The organism is Plantactinospora endophytica (genome assembly GCF_016862915.1).
GTDB lineage: Bacteria > Actinomycetota > Actinomycetes > Mycobacteriales > Micromonosporaceae > Plantactinospora > Plantactinospora endophytica.
This window is the reverse complement of record NZ_BONW01000002.1, coordinates 462,215-479,301: the sequence shown is the minus strand read 5'-3', so window position 1 is coordinate 479,301 and position 17,087 is coordinate 462,215. Positions and strand designations below refer to the sequence as shown.

Annotated in this window: 15 protein-coding genes; 7 read left to right on the top strand and 8 right to left on the bottom strand. The window is 71.8% G+C overall.

Going from position 1 to position 17,087, the window contains the following annotated elements; genetic code table 11:
* Positions 1-282 precede the first annotated feature (282 nt).
* Positions 283-1,458 carry a hypothetical protein gene (locus Pen02_RS05045; RefSeq protein ID WP_203864689.1) on the top strand — a complete coding sequence of 392 codons (1,176 nt, stop codon included), beginning with the start codon at positions 283-285 and terminating at the stop codon, positions 1,456-1,458.
* A gap of 33 nt (positions 1,459-1,491) precedes the next feature.
* Here Pen02_RS05045 and Pen02_RS05040 read toward each other — a convergent pair whose 3' ends face one another.
* Together Pen02_RS05040 and Pen02_RS05035 are read right to left on the bottom strand one after the other, a co-directional pair.
* Positions 1,492-2,004, bottom strand: coding sequence for a DUF6912 family protein (locus tag Pen02_RS05040; RefSeq protein WP_203864688.1), 513 nt, complete (start codon positions 2,002-2,004; stop codon positions 1,492-1,494).
* A 150-nt stretch (positions 2,005-2,154) separates the two neighbouring features.
* Positions 2,155-2,616: a rhodanese-like domain-containing protein gene (locus Pen02_RS05035; RefSeq protein ID WP_203864687.1), complete on the bottom strand. Its 462-nt coding sequence runs from the start codon at positions 2,614-2,616 to the stop codon at positions 2,155-2,157.
* A 93-nt stretch (positions 2,617-2,709) separates the two neighbouring features.
* Between Pen02_RS05035 and Pen02_RS05030 the strand changes: the two genes are divergently transcribed.
* From Pen02_RS05030 to Pen02_RS05020, 3 genes are all read left to right on the top strand, one after another.
* Positions 2,710-3,192, top strand: a complete 483-nt coding sequence (locus Pen02_RS05030) for an Lrp/AsnC family transcriptional regulator (protein ID WP_203864686.1) — start codon at positions 2,710-2,712, stop codon at positions 3,190-3,192.
* Between the two features lie 28 nt (positions 3,193-3,220).
* Entirely contained in the window at positions 3,221-3,448 is a 228-nt protein-coding gene (locus Pen02_RS05025; RefSeq protein WP_203864685.1) for a helix-turn-helix transcriptional regulator, read from the top strand.
* Positions 3,449-3,833: 385 nt separating this feature from the next.
* On the top strand, positions 3,834-4,601 hold the full coding sequence (locus tag Pen02_RS05020; RefSeq protein ID WP_239140069.1) for an Rv3235 family protein: 768 nt from the start codon (positions 3,834-3,836) through the stop codon (positions 4,599-4,601).
* Between the two features lie 221 nt (positions 4,602-4,822).
* On the opposite strand, the gene secA is transcribed toward Pen02_RS05020, so the two are convergent.
* Positions 4,823-7,684: a preprotein translocase subunit SecA gene (gene secA, locus Pen02_RS05015; RefSeq protein WP_203864684.1), complete on the bottom strand. Its 2,862-nt coding sequence runs from the start codon at positions 7,682-7,684 to the stop codon at positions 4,823-4,825.
* A 171-nt stretch (positions 7,685-7,855) separates the two neighbouring features.
* Here secA and Pen02_RS05010 point away from each other — a divergent pair, with 171 nt between their 5' ends.
* Positions 7,856-9,145, top strand: a complete 1,290-nt coding sequence (locus tag Pen02_RS05010) for a GNAT family N-acetyltransferase (RefSeq protein WP_203864683.1) — start codon at positions 7,856-7,858, stop codon at positions 9,143-9,145.
* Positions 9,146-9,244: 99 nt separating this feature from the next.
* Here the strand turns inward: Pen02_RS05010 and hpf are convergent, their stop codons facing one another.
* From hpf to mtrA, 5 genes are all read right to left on the bottom strand, one after another.
* On the bottom strand, positions 9,245-9,898 hold the full coding sequence (gene hpf, locus Pen02_RS05005) for a ribosome hibernation-promoting factor, HPF/YfiA family (RefSeq protein WP_203864682.1): 654 nt from the start codon (positions 9,896-9,898) through the stop codon (positions 9,245-9,247).
* A gap of 265 nt (positions 9,899-10,163) precedes the next feature.
* Complete coding sequence (locus tag Pen02_RS05000) at positions 10,164-10,874, bottom strand: ComF family protein (RefSeq protein WP_203864681.1); 711 nt, start codon at positions 10,872-10,874, stop codon at positions 10,164-10,166.
* 14 nt (positions 10,875-10,888) lie between these two features.
* Positions 10,889-12,706, bottom strand: a complete 1,818-nt coding sequence (locus Pen02_RS04995) for an LpqB family beta-propeller domain-containing protein (RefSeq protein WP_203864680.1) — start codon at positions 12,704-12,706, stop codon at positions 10,889-10,891.
* Positions 12,703-14,541 (bottom strand): MtrAB system histidine kinase MtrB, encoded by a 1,839-nt coding sequence (gene mtrB, locus Pen02_RS04990; RefSeq protein ID WP_372445577.1) that lies wholly within the window; start codon positions 14,539-14,541, stop codon positions 12,703-12,705. Before mtrB ends, Pen02_RS04995 begins: the two co-directional genes overlap by 4 nt.
* Before the next feature lie 76 nt (positions 14,542-14,617).
* On the bottom strand, positions 14,618-15,307 hold the full coding sequence (mtrA, locus tag Pen02_RS04985) for an MtrAB system response regulator MtrA (protein WP_101369873.1): 690 nt from the start codon (positions 15,305-15,307) through the stop codon (positions 14,618-14,620).
* A 331-nt stretch (positions 15,308-15,638) separates the two neighbouring features.
* Here mtrA and Pen02_RS04980 point away from each other — a divergent pair, with 331 nt between their 5' ends.
* Together Pen02_RS04980 and Pen02_RS04975 are read left to right on the top strand one after the other, a co-directional pair.
* Positions 15,639-16,484 carry a hypothetical protein gene (locus Pen02_RS04980; RefSeq protein ID WP_203864679.1) on the top strand — a complete coding sequence of 282 codons (846 nt, stop codon included), beginning with the start codon at positions 15,639-15,641 and terminating at the stop codon, positions 16,482-16,484.
* Positions 16,481-17,080 (top strand): DUF4129 domain-containing protein, encoded by a 600-nt coding sequence (locus tag Pen02_RS04975; RefSeq protein ID WP_203864678.1) that lies wholly within the window; start codon positions 16,481-16,483, stop codon positions 17,078-17,080. Before Pen02_RS04980 ends, Pen02_RS04975 begins: the two co-directional genes overlap by 4 nt.
* Positions 17,081-17,087: the final 7 nt, after the last annotated feature.

Here is a 17,087-nt window from a genome sequence, read left to right as displayed (position 1 = left end):
TTCTCCTGGGCGATCTCGACAACGACGGCGAAACCGGACCCGCCGGTACCGACCGGTCGGCCGGACACCTCGACCCGGTGCCCCGGAGGATGCCGGGAGTACGGGGGCGGGACCTGCGCCAATCCTTACATGGTTGTCGCCGCCGACCCGCTCGCCGGGGCACCGTAGCGGCGGTGGCTCCCGGCCGCCCGCGTACGCTGAGGGACCGGCGGCCGGGCCACACCGCCGCAGCCCCCGTCGCCGCCCCGCCGCCGCGGCCGGCCACCTGCTGAAGGGGAGATGATGACGAAAGAGTCCGGCACGACCGCGATCCCGGCTCCCGACCAACCGGGCGAGCCGGAGTCGCCGGTGACGGCCGCTCCGCCTCCGCTGCCGGCGCCCGGCGCTTTCGTCCTCGCGGTATTCGCCCTGGGCTGGCTGGCCGCGATGCTCTGGTCGACCAAGGCTGAGATCTCCACGGCCGGGCTCAGCTCGATGACGACGACCCTGGCCGCGTACGCCCTGCCCAAGCTGGTCTCGGCGAGCCTGGTCGGCGGTGCCGCCGTCAGCCTGGTCCTGGGCAACCTGATGACCCGGCTCCGGATCTCGCGCAGTACCCCCCGGTTCGCCGTGTCGCTGGCCACCGGCCTCAGCGTCGGTTTCCTCGCCGCACTGGTGGTGACCCTCAGCTACGGCGAGGGTACGGCGATCATGGTTCTCGCCGGCACCACCGCAGCGGCTGCCACGGTCGGCGCCATCGCCGGCGGACTGCGCAACACGCGGGTGGTGGCCGCCGTCGTCGCGGCCGGACTGGCCGCCTTCGCGGTCGGCTTCGCCCTGAACTACTTCAAGGACCCGATCCTCGACCTGTACGGCTTCGGCGACACCCAGGCGTCCCAGGTCAACGCGTACCGCTGGTTCTCCCGGACCATCTCGCTGGCCAGCGGACTGGCCGCCGGACTGCTGGTGTTCGGATACCTTCGGGCGGCTGCACGACGGACCGCCGAGCGGGCCACCGATGCCGTACCGCCGCTGCGCTGGCCGGCGTACCTGGTCGCGGGTGCCGGGCCGGGTCTGCTGCTGCTCACCACCGAGATCCTCGTCCGCACCGCCGGAGCCGAGGTGATCAGGCTGGCCGGCGCGATTAGCGAGGCCGATCAGGTCGTGCAGGACGACCTGGGACGCTCCCGGATCAACCACCTGCTGCTGGTGCTCTTCGTCGGCGCGCTCACCGCGCTGATCGCCTTCGGCCGTACGCTCCGGCCGACGGAAGAGTCCACCGAGGCGTCGACGCCCGGTCCCCGGGATCCGGACGAGGACGGTGCCGGCGGGGACGGGCCGGCGGACCGGACCGAGCACGACGACGACCCGGACGGGGCGCCGACGGCGGAGTCCGACAGACCGACCACGGACGGCGACGCGGGTGACGGAACCGACCACCAGCCAGCCGACCGCCCGGAACCGGTCGCCGGCCGCTGAGCCCGAGAGGCCCGTACCGGATGTAGCGGCGGGTCAGCCGGTGACGCCGGAGAGCGCGTCCAGCTCCGAGGGGTCGTACCACTCAAGCTCGTGGTCCTCGGCGCCGTCCACGGTGAACTGCGCGTCCGGGTCGCCGGCCAGCGCCTTCTCGACCACTTCGACCGCCGCCGCCACGTCGTCCGTCGCGTCGGTACCGTCCAGGTGGATCGCGGCGACCGCAGCCATCGCGATCCGCCCGTTCAGTCGTACCGTGCTGGAGCCGAGTTCGGGGTCACCCCGGTGGACCGCCCCCGGGGGCAGGTCGACGGCGACGACCGCCCGACGCCGGGGCGCCTGTGGATCGGCCCGGAGCAGCCGCAACGCCTCCTGGGCCGCTCGGGTGAAGGCGACGTACTCCAGCTCCTCCTCGTCGCCCTCGGCGTACCACTCGCGCAGTTCGGGGGTGACCGCGTGTGCCTGGGCGGTCATGATCCAGCCCTCCTGGCGCAACTCGGCGAGCATCGGCACGGTGGCCGGGACGTACACCCGGACGAGCTGGTCTGTCACCGTAGGTCTCCCCCGCCTCGACGCCGCCCGCGACGGCGCCCGGGCCGGGCGGCGGCGTCGCTGTGCTTCACCCGCGACGGTAGTACACCCACGGCGTGCCAAGCCGCAGCGGACCCGGTTCGGGCCGGGGCGCGCGTCGGGTGCCGGGACTCAGCGGCCGACCGGCGCGGTCAGCGGGTCGACGTCCCCGGTCACCAGCCCGGACTCGGCGACCTGGACCGGAAAGCCCTCCCGGATCCAGTACTCGATGCCGCCGATCATCTCCTTGACCCGGTAACCCCGGCCGCTCAGCGCGAGGGCGGCCCTGGTCGCGCCGTCGCAGCCGGGCCCCCAGCAGTAGGTGACCACCGGGACGGCGAGGTCGAGCAGTCGGGCGGCGCGCAGCGGGATCGTCCGGGTGGGCAGGTGCAGCGCGCCGGGGATGTGCCCCTGCCGCCAGGCGGCCAGGTCGCGGGTGTCCAGCAGGACGAAGCCGGGGTCGCCGGTGTCGAGCGCGGCGTGCACGTCGGAGACGTCCGTCTGCACCGCGAGCTTTGCGGCGAACCAGGCGGCGGCCTGCTCGGGCGCGGCCGGCGGCACCGCCAGCACCGGGTTCGAGGTGGTCGTGGTCATGACCGAAACGGTACGACCGCAGCCTCGGCAGCTGAACAAGAGTTCCCCGGCAGTGGCTACGGTCGGCCGGGGAATCCCCGCTATCCTGAGCCGATGGCCGCTGATTCCCCGCAGCTCGACCCGACCGACTGGCGAATCCTCGCCGAGCTTCAGCGGCACGGCCGGGCCAGCTTCGCCGAGCTCGCCCGGCTGGTCGCGATGTCGCCGAGCGCAGTCACCGAACGGGTCCGCCGGTTGGAGGAGGCCGGCGTGGTCGCCGGCTACCGGGCGGTCGTGGTGCCGGAGCGGATCGGGCTGGACATCCTCGCCTTCGTCCGGCTCCGCTACCCGAGCGGCAACTACCGACCGTTCCACGCGCTGCTGGACAGCACCCCGGAGATCGTCGAGGCGCACCACGTGACCGGCGAGGACTGTTTCGTGCTCAAGGTCGTCGCCCGGTCGATGCGCCACCTCGAACAGGTCGCGGGCCGGATCGCCGGCCTCGGCCCGGTCACCACCAGCGTCGTCTACTCCAGCCCGCTGCCCGGGCGGGACCTGACGGCGGAGGCGACAGCACCGCAGTCGATGGCAAACTAAGGCGGCCACCGACTACCGGGAGTTCTCCGTGGAACCCAGGTTCCTGCTGTTGTCCGACGTCGCCGCCGAGCTGAACGTCTCGGACTCGCAGGTCTACCACATGGTGCGCAGCGGCGAACTGCCGGCGATCAAGATCGGTGGACGGGGCCAGTGGCGGGTCGAGCGCGCCCGCCTGGAGGAGTACATCCAGCGCAAGTACGCCGAGACCGCCGAGTGGGTGGCCGGCAACCCGTTGGTCGAGCGCCTGCCCGATTGACGATCTCTCCGCCCTGAGAGACGGAGATTCCCTCGCAGCAGACGCCGACCTCGCTCGGTGCTCCGTGTCAGACCGCTCGGCTAGCGTGCACTCCGACCGGTCGCCGGGCCGACGACTGCGTCGTACGCCCGGACGACGCGGACGTTCCATGGTGGCCGCAACCCCGCCCGGCCACTCTTCCCTCGCTGGATGACCACTCCCAGCAGGAGACGGATTTCCGCAATCTACCCATCCGACGGCGTGAAGTCATTGACGAAGGCCAGTACGTCGGCTAGAAATTAGCCCGTCGGAGGCAAACGAAAGCAAACGCAAGATCAAGAAGGGAGTGAGGATGCCCCTCGCCCGCACTCGGCCATCCGTCCGGCCCACCGTTCGCCTGCGCCCCGTGCCGCCCCTTGATCCGCCCTTCGACGACGAGTACGTCCCGGAGACCTGGATCACCCCACCACCCCGACCCGGTGCCGCGCCGCCCGGCACCGAGCAGCCCCAGCCCCCGACCACAGTGCACCGCCGCCCCGGCGGGATGGCGACGCCCGTCGCCGTGCCGGCACCAGCCAAAGCACACACCCGGTCGACGCCACCACAGCCCGTCCGGCCGGTGCCGGAAGCACGCACCCGGTCGGCGCCAGCCCAAGCCACCCGGTCGACGCCAGCACAGCCCGCCCGGTCGGCGCCGCCACAGCCCGCCCGGTCGGCGCCGGCGACACTCACCCGGGCCGCCGGACGGGCGACCGGGCCGGGCGTCCACCCCGAACCCGCCCACGGCCGGGCAAGCACTCTCCCGCCGGCCCCGGCCGCCCTCGCGGGCGCGACTCCGGAGGCGAAACAGGCGGCCAAGCGGTTCCTGGACACCTGCCTGGAGATCGTCAACGGCTACCGACCGGCCGGACACGTCCGGGCACTGGCCAGCCCGCCCGACGCCGCCGGGATGGTCGCGCAACTCACCTCCGCCGCGAGCCGGGTCTCCGGCCGTCGTCGACCGGGCCAGCCCGTCCGCACCGTACGGCTGCGCCGGCTGCGGGTCTGCGAGCCACGGCCCGGGGTGGTCGAGGCGGCTGCGGCGGTCGGGGTCGCCGGGCGTACCTGGGCGATGGCGTTCCGGATCGAGCGACGCCGAGGAAGCTGGGTCGGTACCTCGGTCGCGTTGCTCTGACCGCCGGCCTTCGCGATGACGTCCCGCGCATTGCTCTGACCACCGGCCCTGAGCAATGGCCTCCCGCGCATTGCCCTGACCACCAACCCTGGGCGATGACGTCCCGCGCGTTGCCCCGACCGCCGTACCTGGGCGGTGGCGTCCCGGATCGGATGGCGCCGGGGAAGAGACAGCGGTGCCCCCGGTCGCCGTTCGGCGATCGGGGGCACCGGGATGATCCGTCAGGCGCCGCCGGGCGCCCCGTGGCAGCGCTTGTACTTCCGGCCCGAGCCACAGGGGCAGGGGGCGTTCCGGGACGGGGCGTTGGCACCGGCGGCCTGCCCCTGGGCGGGACGCCGAGCGGCCGAGGGCGGCGGCGGCCCGCCCATGCCGAGCGCCGGAGCCTGGGTCTGCTGACTCCCCAGCGCCACCCCGCCGGTCGCCGGGGCCTCGCCGTCGATGGTCGGCGCCGAGTACTGGAGGCCCTGGGTCCGGGGCGTCCGGCCCAGGCCCTTCGCCTTGATCTCGACCGGCGGGTCCGACGGCATCGCCATCGGTGCGGGACCGGCGTCGACCGGAGTGGCAGGCTTCGCCTCCTCGACCTGGACCTCCAGGTTGTAGAGGAAGCCGACCGTCTCCTCCTTGATCCCGTCCATCATGGTGGCGAACATGTCGAAGCCCTCGCGCTGGTATTCCACCACCGGGTCGCGCTGGGCGTAGGCGCGGAGGCTGATGCCCTCCTGGAGGTAGTCCATCTCGTAGAGGTGCTCACGCCACTTGCGGTCGATGACCTGGAGCAGCACCATCCGCTCCAACTGGCGCATCGCCTCGGTGCCGAGCTCCTCCTCCCGGCGCTGGTACGCCGCGAAGGCGTCCTGCTTGAGCTGCTCCAGCAGGAAGTCGGCATCCAGGCTGTTGCGCTCGCCGCCGGACTCCTCGACCAGGTCGTCGATGGTGACGCCGATCGGGTAGAGCTGCTTGAGGCTGGACCAGAGCTGGTCGAGATCCCAGTCCTCGGCGTAGCCGTCCGAGGTGGCACCGGTGACGTACGCCGTCACCACGTCCTCGATCATGTGCTGGACCTGGTCGTTGAGGTCCTCGCCGTCGAGCACCCGCTTGCGCTCGGCGTAGACCACCTGGCGCTGCTTGTTCATCACCTCGTCGTACTTGAGGACGTTCTTGCGGATCTCGGCGTTCTGGCCCTCGATCTGGGCCTGGGCGCTCTTGATCTGCCGGGTCACCATCTTCGACTCGATGGGGACGTCCTCCGGGATGTTGAACCGCTCCATCACGGCCTCGACCGCACCGGCCCGGAACCGCTTCATCAGCTCGTCCTGGAGCGAGAGGTAGAACCGGGACTCGCCCGGGTCACCCTGCCGGCCGGACCGGCCGCGCAACTGGTTGTCGATCCGCCGGGACTCGTGCCGCTCGGTGCCGAGCACGTAGAGCCCGCCGACCGAGGAGACCTCGTCGGCCTCGGCGTCGCAGGCCTCCTTCCAGCGGGGAAGGATCTCCTCCAGCGCCTTGGCGTAGTCGTCGGCGTGCTCCACCGGGTCGAGCCCGCGCTGCCGCAGCTCGGTGTTGGCCAGGTATTCCGGGTTGCCGCCGAGCAGGATGTCGGTGCCTCGGCCGGCCATGTTGGTGGCCACCGTGACCCCGCCCTTGCGGCCGGCCTGGGCGATGATCTCCGCCTCCTTGGCGTGGAACTTCGCGTTCAGGACGGCGTGCGGGATGCCTCGGCGGCGGAGGAGCTGGGACAGGATCTCCGAGTTCTCCACCGAGACCGTGCCGACCAGCACCGGCTGGCCGAGGGCGTGCCGCTCGGCGATGTCCTCGACCACCGCGTTGAACTTGGCCTTCTCGGTCTTGTAGATCACGTCCGGCTTGTCGACCCGGACCATCGGGCGGTGCGTGGGAATGGTCACCACGCCGACCTTGTAGACCTTGTTGAACTCGCCGGCCTCGGTCTGGGCGGTACCGGTCATCCCGGAGAGCTTGCCGTAGAGCCGGAAGTAGTTCTGCAGGGTGATCGTGGCAAGAGTCTGGTTCTCCTGCTTGATCTCCACGCCTTCCTTGGCCTCGATCGCCTGGTGCATGCCCTCGTTGTAGCGGCGGCCGTGCAGGATGCGGCCGGTGAACTCGTCGACGATCAGGACCTCGCCCTCGTTGACGATGTAGTCCTTGTCCCGCTTGTAGAGCTCCTTGGCCTTGATGGCGTTGTTCAGGTAGCCGACCAGCGGGGTGTTCACCGACTCGTAGAGGTTGTCGATGCCGAGCCGGTCCTCCACCTTGGCGACGCCCCGCTCGGTCACCGCGATGGTCCGCTTGGCGTAGTCGACCTCGTAGTCGCCCTCGCCGTCCTTGCCGGCCTGGAGCCGGGCCACCACCCCGGCGAACTCGCCGTACCACCGGGCGGAGTGCTCGGCCGGACCGGAGATGATCAGCGGCGTCCGGGCCTCGTCGATCAGGATCGAGTCGACCTCGTCCACGATCGCGAAGTTGTGCCCGCGTTGGACCAGGTCCTCCCGGCTCCAGGACATGTTGTCCCGCAGGTAGTCGAACCCGAACTCGTTGTTGGTGCCGTACGTGATGTCGGCCTCGTACGCGGCCCGGTGCTCGGCGGCCGGCCGGTTCGGCAGGATCACCCCGACGGTCAGGCCGAGGAACTCGTGCACCCGGCCCATCCAGGCCGCGTCGCGCTCGGCGAGGTAGTCGTTCACGGTGACGATGTGCACGCCCTTGCCGGAGAGCGCGTTGAGGTAGGCCGGCAGCACCGAGGTCAGGGTCTTGCCCTCACCGGTCTTCATCTCGGCGATGTTGCCGAAGTGCAGCGCCGCCCCACCCATGATCTGCACGTCGTAGTGCCGCTGACCGAGCACCCGCGACGCCGCCTCGCGGACCGTGGCGAACGCCTCGGGCAGCAGGTCGTCGAGGGTCTCGCCGTCGGCCAGCCGCTCCCGGAACTGGTCGGTGAGCGCCCGCAGTTCCTCGTCGGTGAGGTTGACGTAGTCGTCCTCGATCGAGTTGACGGCAGCGGCGATCGCCTTGAGCCGGCGCACCATGCGCCCCTCGCCCGCGCGGAGGACCTTTTCCAGAATCGACACGGATCAACGCTCCCCTAGACAGTCTGCCGAACCATCGTAGGCGCATCACCGGCCCTGTCGTCAGTCGCGCCGCCCCTCCCGTTCTTCGAACCGGACAATCTGTCCGATAGTAGCCTTGGGGGCCGGTAAATCCGGTTACGCCCAGCGCGAACCCTCCGGCACGATGACCCGATGAACTCCAACAGCAGGCCGGACGGGGTCGAGATCATCGAGGCGGGGCTGCTGTTGCGGCCGTGGCGGGCCGAGGACGCCGAGGACGTACGCCGGGCGTGCCAGGATCCGGACATCCAACGCTGGACCACCGTGCCCAGCCCGTACCGGCTCGACGACGCGATCGACTTCGTGACCAAGCGGGCTCCGCAGGCCTGGTCGGCCGGCTCCGGAGCGCCGTTCGCGGTCTGCGACGCCGCCACGGGCGAACTCCTTGGTTCGTGCGGGCTGATCAGCGTCGACCCGGTGCTCCGATCGGCCGAGGTCGGCTACTGGACCGCTCCGTGGGCCCGGGGTCGGGGCGTCGCCGTCCGGGCCACCCGGGCGGTCTGCCGGTGGGCGTTCGGGCAGTTGAAGCTGCGCCGGGTGGTCTGGCAGGCCGAGGTCGGCAACCACGCGTCCCGGCTGGTCGCGCTGCGGGCCGGTTTCCAGGTCGACGGGCGGCTCCGGCTCGCCGATCCGCACCCGCGCGGCACCCGGGACGGCTGGGTGGGCTCGCTGCTGCCCGAGGACCTGGCCGAGCCGGACCGGTCCGACGACAACCGGACGATGGACGACGGGCGGGCGGCGGACCACGGACGGGCGGTCGACGGCGGGCGGGCGGCGGACGGACCGGCCGGGCCCGGCTCGCTCCAGGCACGTCGGGCGGCCGTCTTCGCCGCACCCCAGCCGGTGCTCTTCGCCCGGTCCGGCGACGGTACGGAACTCCGGCTCCGCCCGCTGCACGAGCCGGACCTGGAGCCGATCGTGCAGGCGTGCCGCGATCCGGAGGTCATCCGCTGGACCACCGTGCCGGACCCGTACCAGTGGTCGGACGCGGAGTTCTTCGTGCACGAACACGGCCCGACCGTCTGGCGCCAGGGCACCGGCGCGGTCTTCGTGATCGCCGACGAGTCCGACCGGTACGCCGGGATCATGGAACTTCGGATCTCGCCGAAAGATCCGCAGATCGGCGACCTCGGATTCCTGGTCGCGCCGCAGGCGCGCGGTCGCGGGTACTGTCCGGCGGCGGTCGTCGCCGTCTCCGCCTGGGGGTTCACCGCCCTGGACCTGGCCCGGATCGAATGGCGGGCCAACGTGGGCAACACCGCCTCACGTCGGGCCGTCGAGAAGGCCGGCTTCACCTTCGAGGGCACCGCCCGGCACGCCCTCAACCACCGGGGTACCCGGGTCGACGCCTGGTCCGGCGCCCTGCTGCCCGGAGATCTCGGCCTCTCGGCCGCCCCGGGGCACGCCCAGGTCGCCAGCTGACCGGCTTCCGCCGACTTCCGGACCGTCGGCAGCGACGGCGGGAACGGTCGTACCACCGGCCCGGGGCAGGTCCCCGGGCCGGTGGGACACCGCAGGGGATCAGCCGGCCAGGGCGATGATGCCGTAGTCGTAGCCCTTGCGCCGGTAGACGACGCTGGGGCGGCCGGACTCCTTGTCCAGGAACAGATAGAAGTCGTGGCCGACGAGTTCCATCTGGAACAGCGCGTCGTCGACCGTCATCGGATCGGCCGGGTGCAGCTTCTCGCGGGCGATGTGCCAGGGCTGCGCGTCGTCGTACTCGTCGAACTCGGGCTCGGGGGCCGCATGGCCGTTGCCGTTGGCGCGCGCGGGTGCGGGCGCGGTGAGGGTGGCGAGCGCCGAGTCGGCGGAGTCCACCACCGGCAGCCGGGCCGTGGCGGCGGCGACGGAGACCGGCGCGTGCCGGCCACGGTGTACGCGACGGCGGTCGGCCGCCCGGCGCAACCTGGTGTCGAGCTTCGAGATTGCCGCGTCGAGGGCACTGTAGAAGTCCTTCGCGCACGCCTCCGCGCGGACCACGGGGCCCCGGGAGAAGCAGGTAATCTCTATACGCTGGCAGTGATCGGACTGTCGCGGATTGCGTTCGTGAAAGAGTTCCACGTCGATCCGAATTAGCTTGTGGTCGTAGCGCTCGATCTTGGCGAGCTTCTCGGCTACGTGCACCCGGTAATGATCCGGCACCTCGACGTTTCGACCCTTGACCACGAGATCCATGCGTGACCTCCCTGCGCCATCGGAGAGTCTGCGGTAACAAAAATCCCGGTCAGCCCGCCCCTGGAGTGTCCATTCGGCTTGACCGGATCGGGAACAACGGCGATGCCTCCCTCCAGGTGCGTCCGCGGGGCGATGGAACACCCGTCATACCCCCGGTGAATAAGACGCTAACCCCAATCGACCCGTCCGTCACCCCGGTCACCAAGACCAGTTCGAGAAGATTTGCAGGAGGCGCACGATTGGGTGAAATTGGTGGCACGCAGAGTTAGCAGCGGCCTCGCCGGACGGTGGCGGCGAGCACCGCAGCCGCGTACACCGGAATGCCGGCCTGCTCCAGCCGGCCGGTCACCGCAGCCAGCGTGACCCCGGTGGTCACGATGTCGTCGAGCAGCACCACCGCGCGGCCGGCGGCACTGCAGCGCACCACGCGCAACCGGCCGGCCCGCAGCCGGAACGCCTCGCTGGCCGCCGCCGCCCGGCCGGCGCTGTCCAGCGTCGCGGAGTCCGGCCGGGGCAGCGCCCGGAGCGGCTGCGCCACCGCGACCGGCCAACCGGCCGCCCGCAACCGGGCCGTCGCATGCCGGGCCAGCCTGCGCAGATGGTCCCCGTGCCGGGCCCGCACCGCCCGCGCCGTCGCCGGTACCGGCACCAGGAGCAGCGGCCTGCGGTTCCCGGCCGCCTCCGCCACCACCTCGGCGAGCAGCCGGCCCAGCGGGCGCGCCAGCCCGTGCCGCCCGCGCTCCTTGTAGGCCAGCAGCGACTCCCGCAACGCGCCCTGGTAACTGCCGAGCGCCACGCAGTCCGGCAGTCCCGGCGGCGCCGGGGTGGGGCGTACCGCGGTCGGGCGCAACGCACCGAGGGCGGCGACGCAGGCCGGGCAGGTGCCCTGGCGCAGTGGTAGCCGCTCACCGCGACAGCCCGCGCACTCGGCCGGCAGTACCAGGTCGGTCAGTTCGGCCAATACGCCCGCCAGCACCGCGCTCCCCCTGGTCAGTAGAGGTAGAAGGCCGCGTTCGCCGACGTCGAACTGGACGGTGGCGGTACCTCGCCCGGGGCGACCTGCTTCGGGCTGATCGCCTGGTCGCCCATGAAGGCCACCTGGTTCGCCTCGTGCATCAACTGGAAGGGCTGGCCCTCCACGGGGTACGCGGCCAGCGCCTCGATGGGGGCGGCGCCGAGGTTGACGCCCTGCGGAGACTCCCGCGCGCTGTCGACGTTGACGCGATGGATCGCCCGGTGGCCGGTACCGTCCATGCCGGCCACCACGAGCAGGTTCTCGCCGAACCAGTCGACCGCGCTCAACTCGTGCAGCGAGGTCGACAGGCGGCGGGTCGAGACGACCTTGAGGCCGTCGCTCTCCAGCCGTACCCCGGCCACGTAGAGCTGGCCCTTGCTGACGAAGGCGATCCGGTTGCCGTCCATCGCCGCGCCCACCGCGCTCACCGAGGGAGCCGTACCGGAGAAGGACACCGCGTTGAGGTTCGGGCCACCGGCGGTGAACGTCATCAGCCGGTCGTCGGCGACGACGAGCCCGACCGGGCCGCCGTTCCCCGTCTCCTTGAGCCACACCGGCCGCCCCAGTGTGGTGTACCGGCCGCCGCTGTTCACCAGGGTCTGCGCGACCTTGACGCCGGAGCCGGTCCGCAACCGGACGGAGTCACCCTCGCGGCGGACCAGCGCCACCGCGACGGCGTCACCGTCCCGACTCATCCCCGCGGTGACGATGTTCTGGTTCTCCGTCGCCGGGATCGGGACCGAAACCGGACTGGCCGAGCCGGCCAACTCGTGGATGCGGCCGTCGAACACGGCGTACCCGACCGGTGCGCCGTCGATCTGGTACAGCGGGTGCTTCTGCCGGTAGTCGTCGGCGACCTCGACCATCCGGGGCTGGTTCTGGATCTTCAACTCCAGCTCGTTGTCCAGCAACTGGTTGAGGCGCAGCGACCAGACGATCTGTGTGAAGAGCTGTTGCAGGTCGAGGTCGGTCTCCAGGGCACCGGCCTTGACCGAGAGGTTGACTTCGAGCCGACCACCGCGCTCGGGCACCGGCACGTTGCCCACCGGCGTGGTGCCCTCGGGCAGCCGGGCGGCGACCGGGGTGAGCCAGTGCGACGGCCCGTCGATCAGCCAGTTGAGCACTGCGGTGGCGTGCGCCTGCACCGGTACCGACCTCGGCAGATAGCGCAGGTCCGGCAGCAGGGTGGTCTTGTCGAAGTTCCAGAAGTAGATGGTGGTTTCCTGGTAGTAGGTGGCCAGGGCGGTGTCGGCCATCAGCAGGACCGACGGCGGTTCGAGAACCCAGAGCCCACCGCCCAGCCCGGGGTCGGTCGGTGCCCCACCGATGACGAAGCTGTACGACGTCTTCGCCTCGACCGGCTCGTCGATCGACCCGTTGCCCTGAAGCACCCCGACCTGCTGGACGAAGACCGTCACCACACTCGTGCCGTCATTGCGCTGGGTGACGACTATCCCACCCTTGTCGGCGTCGATCCGGACGACGTTGACCGCACCGTCGTCCTCCGCCTTCGGCTTGAGCCGGCTCCCCTCCAGGATGAACTCGTTGACCCGCTTGTAGGCGTCGCCCGGCTCACCGGCGGCGGCGGTCAGGTAGTTCATCGCGAACGTCTCCTGGTCGCTGCCGCTGTCCGTACGGCCCGGCGGCTGGCCACCGGTACGCGCCTCCGGAGCGGTGTTGGCCACCGGCCCCCTACCGTCGATCCGCACGTCGGTCTCGTCCGGGATACCGCAGCCGACCAGCCCGGAGAGCAGCACCGCCACGGCGCCGAGCGCCAGACGCCGTCGGTTCATCCCGCCACCTCGCTGCGCTCGGGGTCGATCGGCTCCCTCGGCCCGGTCAGCGCACCGGGCGCGGATCCGGCGACCCCGCCCGGGGCGGCCGGGCCGACCGACGGCACCGGCCCGGTCGGTCCGGCGGCGGCACGTACGGAGTCGGAGGTGGCACGTACGGTGTCGGAGGTGGCCGCCGGCAGGTCCGGCTCGGCCGGCTCGCCGGGCCGGCCACCGCCGCCCGGGATCGCGACGCTCCAGCCGAGCGGGTCGGCGACCGCGATCGACGCGTCGGCCGGCACCAGTCGCAACGGCGACGAGGTCAGCCGGTCGCCGGCCCGGGCCGGCAGGGTCAGCCGGAACTGGGCACCCTCACCGGGCGCACCCCACGCCTCCAGCCAGCCGCCGTGCAGCCGGGCGTCCTCCAGGCTGATCGAGAGGCCGAGTCCGGTGCCGCCGGTCTGCCGCGCCCGGGACGGGTCGGCCCGCCAGAACCGGTTGAAGACGAGCTTCTCCTCGCCGGGTTTGAGTCCGACGCCGTGGTCGCGGACCGTGATCGCCACCGCGGTCTCGTCCGCGGCCAGCACCACCACCACCGGTTGCCCGGCGCCGTGCTCCACCGCGTTGCCGACCAGGTTGCGCAGGATCCGCTCCACCCGGCGCGGATCCACCTCGGCGATCACCGGAGCGTCCGGCACGGTCACCTCCAGCGGCGTACCGCAGCGGCGGGCGAGCGACTCCAGCCGGTCGACCACCCGGCGCACCACCGGCACCACGTCGGTGGGCTCGGCGTCCAGCATGGCGAAACCGGCGTCGAACCGGCTGATCTCCAGCAGGTCGGTGAGCAGGTCCTCGAACCGGTCGAGTTCGGCGTGCAGCAGCTCGGCGGTACGGGTGACGGCCGGGTCGAACCCGTCCCGCTCCGCGTAGATCAGGTCGGCCGCCATCCGTACCGTGGTCAGCGGGGTACGCAGCTCGTGCGAGACGTCCGAGGTGAACCGCCGTTGCAGCCGGGACATCTCCTCCAGCCGGACGATCTGGCGTTGCAGGTTCGTCGCCATCTGGTTGAACGACGAGGCGAGCATCGCCAGGTCGTCCTCGCCGTTGACCACCATCCGCTGGTCGAGCAGCCCCGCCGAGAGCCGCTGGGCGGTGCGGGCGGCCACCCGTACCGGATTGACCACCAGCCGGGTGACCAGCCCGGAGAGCAGCCCGAGCAGGACGACCAGGGCGAACCCGGTGGCAAGCACGGTGGCCCGGGAGCCGTCCGCGATCTGGTCCCACCGGGTCAGCGGTACGAAGTAGTAGAGCTCGACCTGACCGAACTGGGTCGGCACCGGCGAACCGTAGACCAGGTATTTCGTCGGCCCCTCGTCGAAGAGGTCGCCGGTGCGGAACTGGTGCGCGATGTCGCCGCGCTTGACCCTGTCCTCCAGGCCGGGGGTGAGGATGCCGCTGACGTCGACCTGGGGCGAGGTCGCGGGTGGTACGCCGGGATAGTTGCCCGCCCGCAGCGCCACCACCACGCCACCGAGCTGGGCCGGATCCCCGCCGGCCAGATAGTTGACCGTGTTCTCCAGGGTCGCCCGCAGGCCCTGTTCCAGCACGTTCGTGTGGTTGCTGAGCTGCTCGGAGGCGTACTCCTGGCCGTCCTCGAGCCGGCTCCTGACGTCGCTGGTGGCGTTGTCCAGCACGATCTCGGTGATGTTGTCGGCGACCAGATAGGCGAACCCGCCGACCAGCAGGCTGGACGCCACCAGGGTGATGGTGACCACCCGGACCTGGAGCGAGCGCCGCCAGGTGCGGTGCAGGCCGGTCGCGGACCTCGCCAGCCGCACCGTGCCGAGACGCCGCAACCGCCGCCCGGTCGCCGCGGCACGGGCGAGCAGGGCGGAAGACGAGGTCAGGGTGGGCGCCACAGTGCAGCCCAGGCTATCCGGTACCCGCCTTGTAGCCGACTCCCCGCACCGTCAGGATCACCTCGGGTCGCTCCGGATCCGGCTCGATCTTGGCCCGGAGCCGCTGGACGTGCACGTTGACCAGCCGGGTGTCGGCGGCGTGCCGGTAGCCCCAGACCTGCTCCAGCAGCACCTCGCGGGTGAAGACCTGGCGCGGCTTACGGGCCAGCGCCACCAGCAGGTCGAACTCCAACGGCGTCAGTTTGACCTCTTCGCCGTCCCGGCTCACCGTGTGCGCCGGCACGTCGATGTTGATCTGGTTGCCGGGCGGGCCGATGGTCAGCAGCTCCGGCGCGGCGTCCTCGCCCCGGCGCAGCCGGGCCCGCATCCGGGCGACCAGTTCCTTGGGCTTGAACGGCTTGACCACGTAGTCGTCGGCGCCCGACTCGAGCCCGAGCACCACGTCGACGGTGTCGCTCTTGGCGGTGAGCATGACGATCGGAATGCCCGATTCGGAGCGGATGGCGCGGGCGACGTCGATGCCGCTCATCCCCGGCAGCATCAGGTCGAGCAGGACGATGTCGGGCCGATTCTCCCGGAACGCGGCCAGTGCCCGTTCTCCGTCGGCGACGAACGAGGGCAGGAACCCCTCGCTGCGCAGCACGATGCCGAGCATCTCGGCCAGCGCGGGGTCATCGTCGACGACCAGTACCCGGGCTCTCATGACACTAATATTCCACTCTCTTTTCCACACCGTGGTCCCGCGCCCTCCGGCGCGGCGCGCCGAGGACCCGTGCCGGGGCCACGAAGCGCAGAAGCTTACCCCGGCCAACCACCCCGCACCAGGCATGGACCGCCGCTGATCAGCGGCGTGCGGACGGCCGCCCGGGGCGGCTCCGGCCCGCCGGTCGGCGCCCGTCCGGATCTCGTCCGCCCCGGCCGACCGGACCGTGACACGGGAACCGGCCGAGCGGCTCGGCCCGGGATGAGCCGACGTGACACCATGACTGCTGCGGCGCGTTCCCGCCCTCCCCCGAAGCCCGCCAGGAGTACGTTTGCCCGACGCCGGCCCGACCGCCGTACTGCCGCTGCGGCCACTCACCGTCGGTGAGCTGATCGACTCGGCGGTCCTGCTGCTCCGCGACCACGCCCGGGTGCTGGTGCCGGTCGCGCTGGTACTGGCCGTGCTCGAACAGCTCCTGCTGCACCCGCTGCGTCTGGTCGCCGAGGTGACCCCGCCCGCCTACCTGCCCCGGATCGACGAGCTGCCGGCGTACTGGTTCCTGCTGGCCGTCGGCGCCGCCTGCGAAGGGGTGATCATCGCGCTGCTCGGCAACCTGACCGCGCGGGCCGGCGGTACGGTGCTGCTCGATCCGGGTACCCGGGTCCGCCGGTTGCTCCGCCCGCGCGACGCCCGGCTGCCGGCCACGGTCCTGGTCGCGTTGCTGGCCGGCGCCGTCATGTTCGTGGCGTCCCTGGTCATGCCGCTCTGGGTGGTCGGGTTCGCGCTGCTCGGCTCGGTGGCGCCGGCGATCGTGCTGGACCGGCTCGGGCCGTTCCGGGCGCTCTGGCGCTCCGGCACGCTCGCGCTGCGCACCGGCGCCCGAGCGGCGGCGGTACGCGTACTCGGCTACCTGGTCTGGTGGGTGCTGCGGATCGGGCTGGCGGTGGGCGCCGTCACCGGCCTGGGCTCGGCCGGCCTGCTCGCGCCGGAGTGGCGGGTGCCGGTCGCCCTGGCGATCTGGGCACTGGTGAACAGCGTCGCCTATCCCGCCCTCGCCTGCATCGACGCGGTCGTCTACCTGGAGACGCGGATCCGCACCGAAGGGCTGGACATCGTCGTCAGCCGGGCCCGGCAGACCGGGCAGCCGATCCGCACTCCGACGGCGGGTCGACCGTGAGCTTCAGCCGCTGGTGGACGGAGACGGTGGCGGCACTCGGCGACCGCCTGCCGCTCTCCCTGGTCGCACTGGTGCTGATACTGGCCGCCGTGCTGGTCGGCCTCGGCTGGTACCACTACCCCGCATGGGTGCCCCGCCAGCTGCCCCGCTGGCGCCTGTCCCGGTGGCGGCGACAGCGGCGGACCCGACCGACCCCGGAACCCACGCCGGAGCCGGCGGCGGTCGACGATCCGGAGCTGCCGGACGTACCGGCGGAGAGGCTGGTCGCCCTCGCCGACCGGCTGGCCGCCGAGGGCCGGTACGCCGAGGCGGCCCGCGAACGGTTCCGGGGAATGATCCGGGAACTGGTCGACCGTGGAGTGCTGGAGCACCGACCCGGGTTGACCGTCACCGAACTCGCGGCGGCGGCCGCCCGGAACCGGCCCGAGGTGGATCCGCCGCTCTCCGAGGCCGGTCGGGTCTTCTCCGACCTCTGGTACGCCCAGCGGCCCGCCCGACCCGAGCACGACGAGCGGATGCGCGCCCTCGCGACCGAGCTGGGCCGAACCCTCACCGACGGGGTACCCGCCAACGACGACGGGATGGCCCGGAAATGACCGTCGC

What these genes read in the sequence shown, in the direction of transcription:
- Pen02_RS05045 (WP_203864689.1), top strand. Translation starts at nt 283, where the DNA reads ATGACGAAAGAGTCCGGCACGACCGCGATCCCGGCTCCCGACCAACCG.
- Pen02_RS05035 (WP_203864687.1), bottom strand. Translation starts at nt 2,616, where the DNA reads ATGACCACGACCACCTCGAACCCGGTGCTGGCGGTGCCGCCGGCCGCG.
- Pen02_RS05030 (WP_203864686.1), top strand. Translation starts at nt 2,710, where the DNA reads ATGGCCGCTGATTCCCCGCAGCTCGACCCGACCGACTGGCGAATCCTC.
- Pen02_RS05010 (WP_203864683.1), top strand. Translation starts at nt 7,856, where the DNA reads ATGAACTCCAACAGCAGGCCGGACGGGGTCGAGATCATCGAGGCGGGG.
- hpf (WP_203864682.1), bottom strand. Translation starts at nt 9,898, where the DNA reads ATGGATCTCGTGGTCAAGGGTCGAAACGTCGAGGTGCCGGATCATTAC.
- Pen02_RS04995 (WP_203864680.1), bottom strand. Translation starts at nt 12,706, where the DNA reads ATGAACCGACGGCGTCTGGCGCTCGGCGCCGTGGCGGTGCTGCTCTCC.
- mtrA (WP_101369873.1), bottom strand. Translation starts at nt 15,307, where the DNA reads ATGAGAGCCCGGGTACTGGTCGTCGACGATGACCCCGCGCTGGCCGAG.